This is a genomic window from Providencia sp. PROV223, assembly GCF_028479245.1.
GTDB classification, from domain to species: Bacteria; Pseudomonadota; Gammaproteobacteria; order Enterobacterales; family Enterobacteriaceae; genus Providencia; species Providencia rettgeri.
In genome coordinates this window covers 427681-443485 of record NZ_JAMPNG010000002.1, presented here as the reverse complement: position 1 = coordinate 443485, position 15805 = coordinate 427681, and the positions used below count along the sequence as shown (strand labels likewise).

The 15805-nt window shown below is 42.2% G+C and carries 13 protein-coding genes and 4 tRNA genes; 12 read left to right on the top strand and 5 right to left on the bottom strand.

What is annotated here, in order from left to right; translation table 11 throughout:
* Positions 1-5 precede the first annotated feature (5 nt).
* The 6 genes from wecG to PR767_RS04835 all read left to right on the top strand — a co-directional run bounded on the left by wecG (position 6) and on the right by PR767_RS04835 (position 3068).
* Positions 6-773 (top strand): lipopolysaccharide N-acetylmannosaminouronosyltransferase, encoded by a 768-nt coding sequence (wecG, locus tag PR767_RS04860; protein WP_109912161.1) that lies wholly within the window; start codon positions 6-8, stop codon positions 771-773.
* A 291-nt stretch (positions 774-1064) separates the two neighbouring features.
* On the top strand, positions 1065-2441 hold the full coding sequence (gene thrP, locus PR767_RS04855; RefSeq protein ID WP_109912160.1) for a bifunctional threonine/serine APC transporter ThrP: 1377 nt from the start codon (positions 1065-1067) through the stop codon (positions 2439-2441).
* A 167-nt stretch (positions 2442-2608) separates the two neighbouring features.
* Positions 2609-2685 (top strand) — tRNA-Arg (locus PR767_RS04850).
* A gap of 79 nt (positions 2686-2764) precedes the next feature.
* Positions 2765-2840: transfer RNA gene (locus PR767_RS04845), tRNA-His, on the top strand.
* 15 nt (positions 2841-2855) lie between these two features.
* Positions 2856-2941, top strand: a tRNA-Leu gene (locus PR767_RS04840).
* Positions 2942-2991: 50 nt separating this feature from the next.
* A tRNA-Pro gene (locus PR767_RS04835) sits at positions 2992-3068 on the top strand.
* A 1363-nt stretch (positions 3069-4431) separates the two neighbouring features.
* Here PR767_RS04835 and hemY read toward each other — a convergent pair.
* The 4 genes from hemY to hemC are packed head-to-tail and all read right to left on the bottom strand — an operon-like array spanning position 4432 to position 8596.
* Positions 4432-5625, bottom strand: a complete 1194-nt coding sequence (gene hemY / locus PR767_RS04830; protein WP_272519958.1) for a protoheme IX biogenesis protein HemY — start codon at positions 5623-5625, stop codon at positions 4432-4434.
* Between the two features lie 2 nt (positions 5626-5627).
* The gene (hemX, locus tag PR767_RS04825) at positions 5628-6896 is read right to left on the bottom strand and encodes a uroporphyrinogen-III C-methyltransferase (RefSeq protein ID WP_272519957.1); all 1269 of its coding nucleotides are present in this window, start codon (positions 6894-6896) and stop codon (positions 5628-5630) included.
* Between the two features lie 3 nt (positions 6897-6899).
* Positions 6900-7655, bottom strand: a complete 756-nt coding sequence (locus PR767_RS04820) for a uroporphyrinogen-III synthase (RefSeq protein WP_272519956.1) — start codon at positions 7653-7655, stop codon at positions 6900-6902.
* Positions 7652-8596, bottom strand: a complete 945-nt coding sequence (gene hemC, locus PR767_RS04815) for a hydroxymethylbilane synthase (protein ID WP_004907329.1) — start codon at positions 8594-8596, stop codon at positions 7652-7654. Before hemC ends, PR767_RS04820 begins: the two co-directional genes overlap by 4 nt.
* Before the next feature lie 592 nt (positions 8597-9188).
* Here hemC and PR767_RS04810 point away from each other — a divergent pair.
* Positions 9189-11765, top strand: a complete 2577-nt coding sequence (locus PR767_RS04810) for a class I adenylate cyclase (protein WP_004907332.1) — start codon at positions 9189-9191, stop codon at positions 11763-11765.
* 51 nt (positions 11766-11816) lie between these two features.
* Here PR767_RS04810 and cyaY read toward each other — a convergent pair whose 3' ends face one another.
* Complete coding sequence (cyaY, locus tag PR767_RS04805) at positions 11817-12134, bottom strand: iron donor protein CyaY (protein ID WP_004907335.1); 318 nt, start codon at positions 12132-12134, stop codon at positions 11817-11819.
* Between the two features lie 235 nt (positions 12135-12369).
* Between cyaY and lptM the strand changes: the two genes are divergently transcribed.
* Genes lptM through yigB form a run of 5 tightly spaced genes read left to right on the top strand, consistent with a single transcriptional unit; the run spans position 12370 to position 15757 of the window.
* The gene (gene lptM / locus PR767_RS04800; protein ID WP_004906065.1) at positions 12370-12555 is read left to right on the top strand and encodes an LPS translocon maturation chaperone LptM; all 186 of its coding nucleotides are present in this window, start codon (positions 12370-12372) and stop codon (positions 12553-12555) included.
* A gap of 21 nt (positions 12556-12576) precedes the next feature.
* Positions 12577-13401, top strand: coding sequence for a diaminopimelate epimerase (gene dapF, locus PR767_RS04795; RefSeq protein ID WP_272519955.1), 825 nt, complete (start codon positions 12577-12579; stop codon positions 13399-13401).
* Positions 13402-13425: 24 nt separating this feature from the next.
* Complete coding sequence (locus tag PR767_RS04790) at positions 13426-14130, top strand: DUF484 family protein (RefSeq protein WP_109912157.1); 705 nt, start codon at positions 13426-13428, stop codon at positions 14128-14130.
* Complete coding sequence (gene xerC, locus PR767_RS04785; RefSeq protein ID WP_272519954.1) at positions 14112-15041, top strand: tyrosine recombinase XerC; 930 nt, start codon at positions 14112-14114, stop codon at positions 15039-15041. The genes PR767_RS04790 and xerC overlap by 19 nt, the downstream gene beginning before the upstream one ends.
* The gene (yigB, locus tag PR767_RS04780; RefSeq protein ID WP_004907349.1) at positions 15041-15757 is read left to right on the top strand and encodes a 5-amino-6-(5-phospho-D-ribitylamino)uracil phosphatase YigB; all 717 of its coding nucleotides are present in this window, start codon (positions 15041-15043) and stop codon (positions 15755-15757) included. Before xerC ends, yigB begins: the two co-directional genes overlap by 1 nt.
* The last annotated feature ends 48 nt before the right edge of the window (positions 15758-15805 follow it).

The following is a 15805-nucleotide window of genomic DNA, read 5'->3' as shown; positions in this document are numbered from 1 at the left end:
GTATCATGGAATCGTCATCAACTCAGTCTTCATCCGTTACACAGTCATCTATTCCACAATATAGTATTCGTGGTCATAATATTTGGGGTTTTAAAAATATGGCCCATTTTTTAGACTATTTATTTGCTGGTGGAGAAACAAAAACGGGAACACTTGTTGCGATTAATGCAGAAAAAGTGATGATCGCTGAACAAGATACGGCTTTAAATACATTACTAGGCCAAGCTGAATATTTATATGCTGACGGAATTAGTATTGTCCGTGCTATCCGTCGTAAATACCCACAAGCTGAAGTTTCTCGTGTCGCTGGTGCTGACTTATGGGAAGGGCTAATGGAAAGGGCCGGTAAAGAAGGCACGCCAGTTTTCTTAGTGGGTGGTAAACCCGAGATTCTAGAGCAAACAGAAAGCAAACTACGCTCGCAGTGGAATGTGAACATTGTTGGCTCGCAAAACGGCTATTTTACCGCTGAAGACCGAAGCGCATTATTCGAACGTATTCGCGCAAGTGGCGCTAAAATTGTCACCGTTGCGATGGGGTCGCCGAAACAAGAAATTTTTATGCGGGATTGCCGAAGTGTGTATCCAGATGCGTTATATATGGGCGTTGGTGGGACTTATGATGTGTTTACAGGGCATGTTAAACGCGCCCCGAAAGTGTGGCAAAACTTAGGTCTAGAATGGTTATATCGCTTATTATCTCAACCTTCCCGTATTACTCGACAGTTTAAATTACTGAAATTTTTAGGCTACTATTACGGTGGTAAGCTGTAGTTTTTGTAGTAGTTTGATTTATATTGTTATTTTCAATGAATTTAACTCACTGTAAGTAGGCTTAACAGGCTTACTTACAGTTCGCACGGTTCCGAATAGCTGGTCTCTTCCTTCAAATATTTCTATAATCCCTCAAAAATAAGTATGTTCGCATCAGTTTGTGCTCAATCTTGCGGCTATGGCATTTTTTTAATCGCCTAATTGATACTTTTCGAATAATTGCAGTGATTATTACTAACTGAGTTTCAATTAAAACTGCATTTTAATTATCTAATTTTGACAGGGGTATGTATGGGAAATCCACAGCAGGGGCTTCAACGTGGGTTAGAAGCGCGCCATATCGAGCTTATCGCGCTCGGGGGAACCATTGGCGTTGGTTTATTTATGGGGTCGGCCAGTACGCTGAAATGGGCGGGGCCTTCGGTTTTACTGGCATATATCATCGCCGGGATTTTTGTTTTCTTCATTATGCGTTCAATGGGGGAAATGCTATTTCTTGAGCCTGTAACGGGTTCTTTTGCTTCATTTGGTTATAAATACTTAAGTCCGTTTTGGGGGTGCCTGACTGCTTGGGGCTACTGGTTTATGTGGGTGGCTGTTGGTATTTCAGAGATCACTGCGATTGGTGTATATGCCGAATATTGGTTCCCGGATGTGCCTCAATGGATTTTTGCCATTATCGCGGTGGTATTAGTGGCATTAGCGAACTTAGCCGCTGTACGGCTGTATGGCGAGCTTGAGTTTTGGTTTGCCATGATCAAAGTCACTACGATTGTGGTGATGATTTTAATTGGTTTAGGGCTGATTTTTTTTGGTCTGGGTAATAACTTTGAGCCGATTGGGCTTGCGAATCTCACTGAACATGGTGGTTTCTTTGCCGGGGGCTGGAAAGGCTTTTTATTTGCTTTGTGTATCGTTGTGGCCTCTTATCAAGGGGTTGAGCTGGTTGGGATCACCGCGGGTGAAGCGAAAAATCCGCAAGTCACGTTAAAAAAAGCGATCAATAATATTTTATGGCGCATATTAATTTTTTATGTAGGCGCCATTTTTATTGTAGTGACGCTATTTCCGTGGACGGAAGTGGGTTCACAAGGTAGCCCGTTTGTCCTTACCTTTGCGAAAGTGGGAATTGTGTCCGCAGCGGCGGTAATTAACTTTGTGGTGTTAACTGCGGCGTTATCTGGTTGCAATAGTGGCATGTATAGTGGCGGGCGCATGCTGTACGCTTTAGCACAAAATAAGCAATTGCCTCGCTCATTATTGAAATTAACAAAAAATGGCGTACCGGCACGTTGCGTGGGCTTTACTATCCTATGCTTAGTCGCGGGATCAAGCTTGAATTACATCATACCGAATCCAGAGAAAGTCTTTGTTTATGTCTATAGTGCGAGTGTGTTACCAGGAATGGTGCCTTGGCTGGTGTTATTGACTAGCCAAATCCGTTTTCGTCAACAAAACAAAGAAAAACTTGTAGGGCATCCTTTCAAATCGATTCTTTTTCCATGGGTTAACTATGCGACCTTGCTCTTTTTAGCCTGCGTATTGATTGGAATGGCGATTAACCCAGATACTCGCTTATCTTTAATCGTTGGAGCCATCTTCTTAGGGGGTGTTTCTCTCCTTTATTTCATCATTCGCCTGTTCAATAACCGTAACGGAAAAGTTTAACGGCGGGGTTTTGATAGATTTTTATTAGGTGCATAGCGAAAAAGAGGGTAAATATGCTCTCTTTCTCAACGAAATGGATAAAAGGCAAGCAATCGATATTTTTATTTCAAAAAGGACTAGACAGCGGGAGGATAAATCCGTACTATCCTCTCCCGCAACGGCGTTAAGCGCCCGTAGCTCAGCTGGATAGAGCGCTGCCCTCCGGAGGCAGAGGTCTCAGGTTCGAATCCTGTCGGGCGCACCAGTTTTAGCGCTTCGCTACGGTTGGCAAAATGACGTTGTATGTAGTAATATAGCAACGCTTTGAAAAAAGTGAAGTTATGGTGGCTATAGCTCAGTTGGTAGAGCCCTGGATTGTGATTCCAGTTGTCGTGGGTTCGAGTCCCATTAGCCACCCCATTTTTTTGTGACATTGCGAGGGTGGCGGAATTGGTAGACGCGCTAGCTTCAGGTGTTAGTGTCCTATGGACGTGGGGGTTCAAGTCCCCCCTTTCGCACCACGAAGAAATGTAATAGTACTATTCACTATTAATAAGTACTATAAAAATTTCGGCGAGTAGCGCAGCTTGGTAGCGCAACTGGTTTGGGACCAGTGGGTCGGAGGTTCGAATCCTCTCTCGCCGACCAATTTAAAGAAACCCGTCTTAATCGACGGGTTTTTTGCGTTTTATACTCTTCACTCTTCACACTTCAAACCGTAGCGTTATTGGCTTCGTTCATCTACCCAAATCACATACTTATTCGTACTCATCGGAATATCTTTACTTGCCACTTAGCCATAACTTGAATTGCTTAGAGTATACTCGGGGGCGTTTCTTCAACGAATGACAGGGGTATGGTTAATTGCTTGTTTTTATTTGTAATTTAGCAGCTTATCTTACTTGTGTCGTAAAATAGATACAACCCATCATATCAATGTCGTCAAAAGGTGACACTTTACTAGTTGATTTATAAGGAAATATAAATAACTGTTTTATGATGTCTCTAAACTGCGACAAAATAGAGTGGTAAGTTTCGGGCAACATATTAGTGAATTTTTTAAAGATAGAGCGGTTTACTACCAAGAAGAAAAATAGTTGTGTAAAACCGAGGGATAGGAAAGAAACCAAAAGAGTGAGCTAAAAAAATACTGTTTTAAAAAAGTTGGCACGTATTGTGCATTATTGTATATGTAGATGCTCATCTCACTTCTTATGACAGCGAAGCTTCATAAACCCAGAGATGACGCAAAGCCGATTATCGGTGCCTATTGTCCACTTTAGATGATCAAGAGCTCATCCTCTTACCATCAACGAACGGGCGAAACGTTGAGTGAGGCACCATCCGTCTGTAGACCTGATTGTATTTTACACCTGCCTTGTGCAGGTGTTTTTTTTTGTCTGTACAAAACACTTAGCCCCCTAGAAAATGACTAAGAGGCTGAAAATAAGATAGCTATTAGCTTCTACCTTCTACCTTTACTAAACCATTTACTGAACCAGCGAGTAATATAGGTATAGCAGAGGATAATGAATGTAATAATGAAAATGTCTTTACTAAGATCTTCGGTATTAAAACCAATAATCATAATAAAAACAAAAGGTGATAATACTAACAGCAGAAGATCAAAGAATATTTGTAAACGGTTTGGGGTTGCAATAATCCAGCGCCAAATAGTTTTAATTACATTCATATCGATATCCCTAATTCATGCAAAGCAAAGATGTATATAAAGCTTTATACACTATGTGTTTATTTTATAACATAGCGAAGTGTGTTTTCCTTATCCTTAAATAATGATTATTGATTAAACATTGAATTATTTACCTGCAATGTTGCCAATTATAAACCTCATATTTTCCTTTTATGATGATTTAATACGATTAACGCGATGTATTTAAATTGTTTTTACGTTTTTATTGGGGAAGGTCAGATTAGTCGCCGTTAAGCTTATGAATAAAAAAACTCCACCAAAATGAGTGGAGTTTTTAGATGAGGCCAAACAAGAATATTATTTCCGTTCTTGTTTTAATGAATGGTTTAATGCATCTTGGCGAATTTTTGCGGCATCGCTAGGCTTATGCTGCCGGTCAAAAGCATCAGCTAACCATGATGCATCTTGTACATCAAAACGTTGAGCTAAAGCGGCTTTAAAGTAATTTTCAGCTTTGTCCCATTGGGCATGCTGTAGCGATAAAACGCCTAATGTACTGTTAAGTAACGGGGTGGCACCGTTCTGCTTCTGCAGATGTAAAAGGGTTTTTTCTATAACTTCAGGGCGTTCGCTATTCAGTTTTGGCACCAACAGGATCAAGCGTTCATCATATTGCTGTTTTAAACCGTCAATAATCATTTTTTCTGCACTTGCAGTATCGCCACATTCAATCAAATGCTCTGCTAAGAAAGCTTGCAATGCGGTTTCATGACGAACTCGGCGAGGTTGTGCTTTCCACCAAGCTTTTAGCTCATCACTACCTCCTTCAGCCATATATTGGTTCATCAACCCTTTGTAAGCCTTTAATTTCAATGCATCGAGCTCATCTTCATTGTGTAACTGTACTTTAGCCATGACAGGAAGTAATTCAATCAGCGACTGATAGGCGCCTGAGCGTAAGTAAGCTTGTTCTGCTAGGCGCAGCACCTCAGGGTGCCTTGGAGCTTTGTCGAGAAGTTTATCAATGCCATTACGGGCAGCATGGACTTCTCCTTCCGCTAATTGGATACGGACACGGCTGATATCAACGGGGAGCTGGTCACTTCCTGCGGCTTCGGCAGCTCTATCCAAGTATTGGTGAGTGCGATATTCATCACCACGCTGTTGAGCAGCTTCGGCTGCCATGAGGTAGTTAATAACCGGCTGTTGAGAAAAATCAGCATGTTTGCTCATTAATTTTTCAACTTGCTCGAAATCACCTTCTGCTAATTTCAGCAGCGCTTTTTGTGTTTGGGTATGTGCTTTGTGGTATTTACGACCACTTACCCAACCTCGGGTACGTGATGTCGTGCTGATAAAGCGGCGGTAGCACCAACCAAGGAATAACAGCACAAACTGGAGCAAGATAAAGCCCAAAACGAGGCTGGTTACACTGGTCGTAATGTCATAATTATCTGTACGGATAAAAACATAACCTTGGTGACCCGCTAATAATGGGCCTAAGATTATCCCTGCAATAAGTACTATAAATAGGATCAAGACTTTTATCATAATTACCCCCTATTACCAGCAGGGTCTGCTGATTCAAAAGGGTGTGCATTGTCAGCTGACTCCGCTTTTTGCGTATCCGTGGCGGGAACTGCGGCATCTGCTGCGGCTTCTGTTGGCGCTTCAGTTGCATCCGCTGCGGCATCAACGGCACCATCGCTAACTTTTGCATTGTCAGACGACTGAGAAAGTAAGCTACGAACCCGTGTTTGCATGATTTTTTCTAGCTTTTCTTGGCTTTCTAAAGTATCAGGCATATCAATATCAATCGGCTGATTGATTAGGTCATCAATGGTTGATAGAAAAGCTTTAGTTTCAGGCGCCTCAGTATCAAAATAGGCTCTTACCCAAGTCGAAGCCTGCTCTAATGACTGTTTGTAAGTGGCTTCTTGATAACGTGGCACGGCTTGTGCTGCGATTAATAGTTGAGAGCGAATGTTTTCTCGTAGATAAATATCCTGATTTGGAGCTAAAAGCGGGGCTTCTGAGCCATCACGAGCGCGTACGGTGACGAAGTCATTTGCGAAACTTTTCCAGCTACGAGCCAAATTTTGTTTCCAATCCGAAATATCCTCGCTGACATCCGCGTTATCTTCATTTTTCGCATCGCCGCTGTTTAAATCCGCTAAACGTAAGTTGTCCACTTCATTACTGAGCTGGTTTAAACGTAAGATAATACCGTCATAGTCAATTTGATTGATTGCGGCTAATTTAGCCATATCACTGTTAATTGATTTACGAATGTCGAGTAGGCTCGGGTCATTCATTTCGGCTAAACTTGAGTCAGCACTTTTTAATAGAACCGCTGCGGTCACAGGGTCGCGATCATTCCACAGCTTTCTTCCCGCCATTTTAACCATAAAGTCAGCTTGTGCGAGAAGCCAACTTTTAACATCAGCGCTGGATAATGCCGTGACGTGCGCTTGTAGCTCTTGCATGCGACGGTTGAGATTCTCTTCATATTCACGAGAATGGCTTTTTATTTCAGTATTAGCCGCAACTAAAGCGTTTAACCGTTGCCTGTCTGAATTTTGCTGTTCGATTAAATCACTTAATTTTTGTTTTAATTCATTGTTTTCATTTACTAAAGTGGCAGTGCTTTGTTGGGTAAAATAGTATAATCCGCCACCAATAGCGATGATAATAGCAATAGCAATTACACCACCTATCAGACCAGAACGTTTTTGTTCCGAAGAAGGTTTGTTTTTTGGGCGCTGTTGTTCTGCACCAGCTTCTTGGGTAACCGTCTCGGTTGTTTTATCGTGTTCCGTCATAAATTAGCATCCCATATCGATTGAAATTAATGCTTCTAATAAAGCATTATTATCTGCGCTATTAGCTACACAGACCTTTTGCCATCCGCCTCTGCGGGCTTGGTCTGCAATCCGTTCACTGACGACAAGTAGGCGGCGGGAAAACCACCAAGTTTGGTATTCTTCAGTGATTAATTCGTCTAACAAGGCTAACATTTGACCACTCGTGATCACAACATCTGTAATACCCGTTTGAAACCATTGCTGATTGAACAGGGCTCTATCATAGTAAACAGGATGCCTTGTATAACATTCACAATAGCTGACTTTTGCGCCCCTAGCCCTTAATGTTGATGCGAGAAGCTCTCGTCCGCCATTTCCTCGTAATAATAGAGCGTTTTTCCCTTCGAGAAATTGAAGTTCAGGGTGTGTCAGTAGTACTTCACTGGTTTCACCTTGTTCAGCCCAACTTATGTTTTTTCCTGTTACTTGTTGAAAATACTGCCCTGTAGAGCGGCCAATTCCATAGTAAGATAACTTATCTGACCAGCTACGCGCCATTTGTTCAAGCGTTAAATTTGCATATTCGACTGCATTTTTAGATAAAAGAAAGACTAAATCATTTTCAGTAAGGCTATCAAGTTGAGGTATAAGGGTATTTAATTCAGCACCGGGTCCAATGCAAATTAAAGGGGAGGCGAAGGCTTCTCCCCCTTTGGCGGTGATTGCTGTGATCAGGTCCGAACCTGCTGGTTCAGGGCGAGTGACAAGCACCTTCATGCAGGCGGGTTTCCTTGGTAAACATCCGCCAGAATTTCCCTTGCACCACGCTCAAGTAATTCTTCAGCCAATGATACACCCGCTTGATTAGCTTCACTCGGAGAAACGAGTCGTTCCCCACGAATAATCACACTGCCGTCTGGCGCTCCTACCAAGGCCCGTAGCCATATTTTGTCATCTTGCCAAATAGCGTAACTGCCAATCGGAACTTGGCAACCGCCTTCAAGGCGCATATTCATTGCTCGTTCAGCTAGAACACAGGTTGATGTTGAGTCATTATTGAGTTTCGCGAGTAATTCGCGGGTTTTACTATCATTTAAACGGCATTCGATACCGACAGCACCTTGGCCAACTGCAGGTAAGCATTGCTCAGGTGCAAGAGCCGTTTTAATTCGAGTGTCTAACTCCAAGCGTTTTAACCCAGCAACGGCTAAAATAATGGCATCATATTCACCGTTATCTAATTTTGATAGGCGTGTACCTACGTTACCACGTAAGTCGCGAATGACTAAATCAGGGCGGAGTTCCCTTAATTGGCATTGACGACGTAAACTCGATGTCCCGACGATACTGCCTTTTGGCAATGCATCAAGATTATCGTAGTGGTTTGAGACAAAGGCATCTCGAGGGTCTTCACGTTCACAAATCGTGACTAATCCTAAGCCTTCAGGGAATTCAACAGGGACATCTTTCATCGAGTGAACGGCAATGTCTGCGCGTCCTTCCAACAAGGCAAGTTCTAATTCTTTGACGAATAAACCTTTCCCGCCGACCTTAGCAAGAGGGGTATCAAGAATGATGTCGCCTTTTGTCACCATAGGCACTAATTCAACCTGTAAGCCCGGGTGAAGCTGCTCTAATTTATCTTTGACAAAGTGCGCTTGCCATAGGGCTAAAGGGCTTTTGCGCGTCGCAATACGCACGATATTTGTTGATGTCATTTTACTGTTTTCTCTGGCTAAGAATGCCGCAGATTAACCATACAATTGGCATTAGTTTTAACATGTTAAGGATATTTTTTCCAGCTGGGTGCAAAACCGCGCTCTGAATTGTTTATAGCCGATTTACTTTTTCTACCATGATGCAAGAAAGTGATTCAAAATGAGATGACCTAGAATAGCTATTAAGCAATTTCTTTAGCTTATTGTGCTATTTTTTGTGTGGAACAATCTGTGTTTTCTATTAATTCGTGTTGAAGCGTGTAAGCACAGACGCTGTGCGTATTGTACTTAATATCGTTTGGTTTTGCTGTTTTACTAAACAACAGAGTAAAAAGAAATTATTCCATTGAAAAACAAGGGATATTTTACAGATTAAAAAATAAAAAGCCTTTTTATACAATATGTTGAAAAGCATTTTGTATCAAAAATAAGCGCGTAAAATTATGTGATCTACTTTACCCTTTTGATGCAAGGTGTTAAATTGATCACGTTTCCGACAATCCATTTGAAAATTATTTTAAATCTATCTCTATCTGTTGGGTGCTGGGAAATTCTCAGGTTTGTATTACTTTCATTCAATCAGGCGTAACCTTTGTATCTCTATATTGAAACCTTAAAACAAAGACTGGATGCAATAAACCAATTACGGTTAGAACGTGCAACAGCTTCTATGAGTGAAACCTTCTCGAAGGTTTATAGCTTGCTGCCTGTCTTGTTTCATTATCATCATCCCATGATGCCTGGTTTTATTGAAGGTAATGTCCCTCATGGTGTCTGCTTTTTCTCTCCTGATGCAGAGCAAAAAAAATGGTTGGCACCTTTTGAACGTTTTTTACCCGCGATTGAAACTGAAGCGAACGGTGAATTACCGATTACAGGCATTTATTCGATGGGTAGCACTTCATCTGTTGGGCAAAGCCAGTGTTCAGATATCGACGTTTGGGTTTGTCATCCTTCTTGGTTGGACCACGAAGAAAAACGTTTTTTGCAAAAAAAATGCACCTTAATTGAACAGTGGGCAGCATCTTTAGGGATTGATGTCACTGTGTTTTTAATCGATGAAAATCGTTTTCGCCATCATGCCAGTGGGCATATTGGTGGGGAAAACTGTGGTTCAACGCAACACATCCTATTGTTAGATGAATTTTATCGAACCGCTGTACGTATGGCGGGTAAACGTTTGCTGTGGACCATGGTGCCGGTTGAAGAAGAGCAGCATTACGATGAATATGTTATGGGGTTATATGCACAAGGAGTGCTAACACCGAACGAATGGCTTGATTTAGGCGGGTTAAGTGAGCTTTCTGCCGCGGAATATTTCGGTGCAAGCCTATGGCAGTTGTATAAAAGTGTTGATTCCCCTTATAAAGCAGTATTGAAGAGCATTTTGCTGGAATCCTATTCATGGGATTACCCTAACGGTAAATTATTAGCCATGGAGTTTAAGCGTCATTTACATGCAGGCGAAATTGTGTGTTATGGCTTGGACTCATACTGCTTAATGTTAGAGCGTGTGACACGTTACCTGACTGAAATTAATGATTTAACCCGTCTTGACCTTATCCGCCGTTGTTTCTACCTGAAAGTATGCGAAAAACTATCTGAAGAAGAGGGGAATACTTGCGCAGGTTGGCGCCGTGATGTGTTGTCTCAATTGGTTGAATCATGGGGATGGGGATCAGAGCGTTTGTCGATACTCGATACACGCAATCAATGGAAAATTGAGCGTGTCCGTGAAGCACATAACGAGTTACTTGATACGATGATGCAAAGCTATCGTAACCTCATTCGCTTTGCCCGTAGAAATAATTTAAGTGTTAGTGCAAGCCCACAAGATATTGGAGTATTAACCCGTAAATTATATGCGGCTTTCGAAGCTCTCCCGGGTAAGGTGACGTTAGTTAATCCACAAATCTCACCTGATTTGAGCGAAGCGCATTTAACCTTTATTTATGTGCCAGAGGGGCGAGCTAACCGTAGCGGCTGGTATTTGTATAACCAAGCGCCAAATATTGATGCCATTATTGGCCATCAACCTCTTGAATATAACCGCTATTTAAATAAATTAGTGGCATGGGCTTATTTTAATGGTTTGCTGACTGAAACCACCCAGGTTTACATGCATAATGGGAAATCCCAGTGTGATGAACGAAAATTGCTTGAACTGATGCACGATGTTTCAAGCCATTTCCCTATCAGGTTACCAGCCCCAACGCCAAAAGCGCTTTATAGTCCATGTGAAATTCGCCATCTTGCAATCATTGTTAACTTAGAAAAAGATCCAACACAGGTATATTCTGAGCAAGTCGTCCATGTTGATTTTAGAAAACTGGATATTTTCAGTTTTGGAGAATCACAACAGTGCCTGATTGGTAGTATTGATTTGTTGTATCGTAATTCGTGGAATGAGGTAAGAACGCTACATTTCAGCGGAGAACAGTGCATGTTAGAAGCACTTAAAACCATTTTAGGGAAAATGCATCAAGATGCATCGCCTCCTGAAGCGGTTGAGGTGTTTTGTTATAGTGAGCACTTACGTGGGTTGATCCGTACTCGTGTACAACAGTTGGTATCTGAGTGTGTTGAATTGCGTTTGTCAAGCAACCGAAATGACCCTGGGCGTTTTAAAGCATTGCGTATCGCGGGGCAGACGTGGGGGTTATTCTTTGAGCGTCTGAACGTATCGGTACAAAAACTTGAGAATGCGGTTGAGTTCTACGGGGCTATCTCCCATAACAAACTACATGGCTGGCCCGTTAAACTTCAGGCGAAGAGTGATAACCATTTGCCCGCAGTTGTTGATGGCTATGCGAGTGAAGGGATTGTACAGTTTTTCTTTGAAAATACGGCAGATAATACCGGTTTTAATATTTATGTTTTAGATGAGGCGAATCGGGTTGAAATTTATTCTCACTGTGAGGGGTCGAAAGAAGATCTTGTTCGTGACGTGAGTAAATTCTATTCTTCTTCCCATGACCGGTTTACCTATGGCGCAAACTTTATCAATTTCAATTTACCGCAATTTTACCAAATCATTAATCAAGATGGTAAAAATCAAGTTGTTGCATTTTCCGGGGCTACATGGCCATTCACAGCGGAAGAAGATGATGACGTTGGGTATGAAGTGCATTCGAACCAATCACCGCACCCACAAGCGCACTATTATTGATATTAATGGCAGGCAGTATAGCGTGCTGCCCACCTTCGAAACTTGTAATGCTTAAAATGAAAAGGGCTCTTGGCTTTGAAAGGCAATTGCCTCGGCTAATTTAGCTTTAAATTCATGCCCAGAGCGGTCACAAACCCAATTACCTTGTTGATAATCATAATGGTACCCACCCTGTTTAGTCGCTAGCCATATTTGGTGGAATGCTTCTTGCTTGTTGATAATAATTTTACTGCCATCTTCAAAGCTAAGAGTCATCACACCCCCATTGATTTCACAATCAATATCGGCATCACCCTCATAATTATCTAAATGCTCTTCGATGGTGCTCAGTAGCGTTTCTGCTAGCTGATGAAATTCGCTGTCATTCACGATTAATTTCCTGTTTGCTCACAATGGGTTAATTGAAATTATTATTGTTAGCTGAAATTATAGGAGGGAATCTGCATCAGGGTCAATCTAAGCATGCCCACTAAAAACTTCAGACTAAATTTAGCCTAAAGTATATAATATCAGCATGCTAGATAAACAGGCGTGATTTGCAAGGCCACTCCTGTTATTGTGTAAATTATCAGATGTCAAAAGTGAGCAATACGGGCGAAAAAGAATGAAAAAAAGTTTAATTGGGCTTAGTGCACTAGTTGTTTTATTTACCCTTTCTGGCTGTGGCTTAAAAGGCCCGTTGTATTTTCCGCCGGAAGAAACTGCAGCACCGGCTAAGGCATCTGATGTGCAACCTACCGCACAAGACAGCACTGCCAAAGAGCCTGCTCAAACAACAAATAATCAGTAAGCCACCTCTATGGAGCGTGAAATGCAATTTTCTAAAATGCATGGCTTAGGCAATGACTTCATGGTTGTCGATGGCGTTACACAAAATGTATATTTTTCGCCTGAATTGATTTGTCGGTTAGCGGATAGACACACAGGAGTTGGGTTCGATCAACTACTATTGGTTGAAGCACCTTATGACCCTGACCTTGACTTCCATTATCGTATTTTTAATGCAGATGGTAGTGAAGTTGCACAATGTGGCAATGGTGCGCGTTGTTTTGCTCGTTTTGTCAGGCTTAAAGGTTTAACGAATAAGCAAAAAATCAAAGTCAGTACTCAGTCCGGCCGTATGACATTAACCATAAATGAGAATGATGATGTCTGCGTTAATATGGGCGTGCCTGATTTTGAACCACAGAGAGTACCATTTCGCGCAGTTAAAGAAGAAAAAACCTATATTATTCGAGCACAAGAACGTACAGTTCTGTGTGGGGTGGTCTCAATGGGTAACCCGCATTGTGTCATTCAAGTTGAAAGTATTCATACGGCAGAAGTCGAAGTTTTAGGTCCCGCTTTAGAAAATCATGAGCGCTTTCCAGAACGTGCCAATATTGGCTTTATGGAAATTATCAGTGCTGACCACATCCGCTTGCGCGTTTATGAACGTGGGGCTGGGGAAACTCAAGCTTGTGGTAGCGGGGCATGCGCCGCTGTCGCGGTTGGAATTAGTCAAGGATTACTGGCGAAGCGGGTCAAAGTTGATTTACCAGGGGGCTCATTAGATATTTCCTGGGAAGGCCCTGGGACGCCACTTTATATGACAGGCCCTGCAACGCATGTTTATGACGGAGTCATTCAACTATAATTTTGAATAGCTGAAGAGGGAAAAATGGATAAAACCAAAAAAGCACAGGAATTGGCTCATCAAATTGATGAGGTCGATGTCGTGCGCTACTTAACGGAAAACCCCTATTTTTTTCTTCGTAATGCGCAACTGTTGGAACAGCTAAAAGTACCCCATGTTGTGCGGGAAGCTATCTCATTACCTGAGTTAGTGATGAGTCGTCAACGGTTGAAAATCAAAGAGCTCGAACAAGATATTCGTTTTATGGTTGAGCAAGCTCACGAAAATGTGGAGCTTTTTGATGAATTGTTAGTGTTGGTGATTGAAATGTCATCAGCAGAAAGTTTACAGCAAATGCTGCTAGCGCTAAATCGTTGGGCAAAAAAACTGGGTTTATCCGGTGCTCAAGTGCGTTTGTTTAGTGACAGCTGGCATTTATCCGCTCCTTTGGATGCGCATCAATTAGTTATTTCGCGTCGTGTATTTGAACCCGTGAGAATTCAACGATTTGGCGATAAACGTAACTATCTCGGTCGGTTGAATGGCCCTGAAATTCAATTACTTTTACCTGATGCATTAAATGTCGGTTCAGTCGCTATTTCACTGTTTGGTCAGCATGGTGAATCCGGTATGGTCATCTTTACTAGTCGGGATCGTGAACATTATCAACATGGTATGGGAACGGTCATGTTGGAGAAAGTCGCTCAGATTCTACCGAGGTTATTATGCCAATGGATAGAACGCCTATAAAAAATCAGCCTGAAGGGCTGATGACCCAAATTGAGACCTTTCTGTATTATCTGCGTGTTGAACGTCGGCTAAGCCCTGTCACGATAACTAATTATCGTCGCCAATTGAGTGTTATTGTGGAAATGTTAGTCTCACTAAATATCCACGAATGGCAAAAAGTTGATGCAACGATTGTGCGCAACGTTGCCGCTAAAAGTCGTAAATCGGGCTTACAAGCCGCAAGTATGGCGTTGCGGTTATCATCATTGCGCAGTTTTTTTGATTGGATGGTGCACCAAGGGGAATTACCCGCAAATCCCGCAAAAGCCATTCATGCCCCTAAATCCAAAAAGCGTCTTCCTAAAAATATGGATGTGGATGAAGTCTCCCAACTTTTGAATATGGAGAGTGGTGACCCGCTCGTCGTACGTGACCGAACGATGCTTGAAGTGATGTACGGCGCAGGGTTACGTTTATCTGAGCTAGTAGGGCTAGATGTTCGCCATCTTGATTTAAATACGGGTGAAGTATGGGTTATGGGGAAAGGGAGTAAAGAACGCAGGGTGCCAATGGGAAAAACTGCCGTGAGTTGGCTACAGCGTTGGCTTGAGATGCGAGAGCTCTATGAGCCAGAAGATGACGCTGTTTTTATTTCAACCCAAAGTGGTAAACGTATTTCGAATCGGAACGTACAGAAACGTTTTGAGCAATGGGGTATAAAGCAAGGGGTTAATAGCCACATTAACCCGCATAAATTACGCCACTCTTTTGCGACACATATCCTTGAATCAAGTGGGAATTTACGTGGAGTGCAAGAACTTCTTGGGCATGCAAATTTATCGACAACACAAATCTATACGCACCTTGATTTTCAGCACTTAGCAAATGTTTATGATGTGGCTCATCCAAGAGCAAAGAGGGAGAAACCTTAATGCATTTTTACCGTCCGTTATCACCCATTCTGGCGATCACGTTTGATTTGGATGACACGCTTTACGATAACCATCCAGTTATTGATAAAACGGAAGAAGAAGTTTTACGTTTTGTCCGTGAATATGACCCGCGTTTTAATCATTTTAGTAATGAAGATCTTTATGCTTTTCGTCGTCTTGTCGAAGAGCAAGAACCTGATATCTATCATGATATTTCACGCTGGCGTTGGCTTTCTTCCAAAATGATGTTTTGCCATTATGGCTACTCAAAAGAAGCCGCACAAAAAGGGGCAGATGACATCATGGCGCATTTCACTTATTGGCGAAATAGAATTGATGTCCCAAAGTCTACTCATGAAACACTGTGCCAACTGGCAGAAAAAATTCCGCTGGTGGCGATCACTAATGGAAATGCAGAACCGGAAGCGTGCGGGTTAGGTCAATATTTCCAATTTGTCTTGAAAGCAGGGCCTGACGGGCGCTCTAAGCCATTTTGCGATATGTATCGTTTAGCCGCGAAGCGGCTTGAGATTGAGCCACAATTTATTCTTCATGTTGGTGACAACTTGCTAACGGATGTTGAAGGTGCAATTAACAGTGGCATGCAAGCTTGCTGGATCAACACAAACCAAAAAACACTGATGGAAGAGAAAGAGGTGCGTTTATTACCGCATGTGGAAATTTCGCGGTTGGATTCTCTCTTATCATTGGTATAATCATTTACTGTATAAAAAAACAGTGGCATTCGCCATTGTCAACAACCT

Coding starts and splice junctions, on each gene's coding strand:
- hemC (WP_004907329.1), bottom strand. CDS start 8,596: ATGACATCAACAAATATCGTGCGTATTGCGACGCGCAAAAGCCCTTTA.
- thrP (WP_109912160.1), top strand. CDS start 1,065: ATGGGAAATCCACAGCAGGGGCTTCAACGTGGGTTAGAAGCGCGCCAT.
- yigB (WP_004907349.1), top strand. CDS start 15,041: ATGCATTTTTACCGTCCGTTATCACCCATTCTGGCGATCACGTTTGAT.
- lptM (WP_004906065.1), top strand. CDS start 12,370: ATGAAAAAAAGTTTAATTGGGCTTAGTGCACTAGTTGTTTTATTTACC.
- PR767_RS04820 (WP_272519956.1), bottom strand. CDS start 7,655: ATGAAGGTGCTTGTCACTCGCCCTGAACCAGCAGGTTCGGACCTGATC.
- wecG (WP_109912161.1), top strand. CDS start 6: ATGGAATCGTCATCAACTCAGTCTTCATCCGTTACACAGTCATCTATT.
- xerC (WP_272519954.1), top strand. CDS start 14,112: ATGGATAGAACGCCTATAAAAAATCAGCCTGAAGGGCTGATGACCCAA.
- hemX (WP_272519957.1), bottom strand. CDS start 6,896: ATGACGGAACACGATAAAACAACCGAGACGGTTACCCAAGAAGCTGGT.
- hemY (WP_272519958.1), bottom strand. CDS start 5,625: ATGATAAAAGTCTTGATCCTATTTATAGTACTTATTGCAGGGATAATC.
- PR767_RS04790 (WP_109912157.1), top strand. CDS start 13,426: ATGGATAAAACCAAAAAAGCACAGGAATTGGCTCATCAAATTGATGAG.
- dapF (WP_272519955.1), top strand. CDS start 12,577: ATGCAATTTTCTAAAATGCATGGCTTAGGCAATGACTTCATGGTTGTC.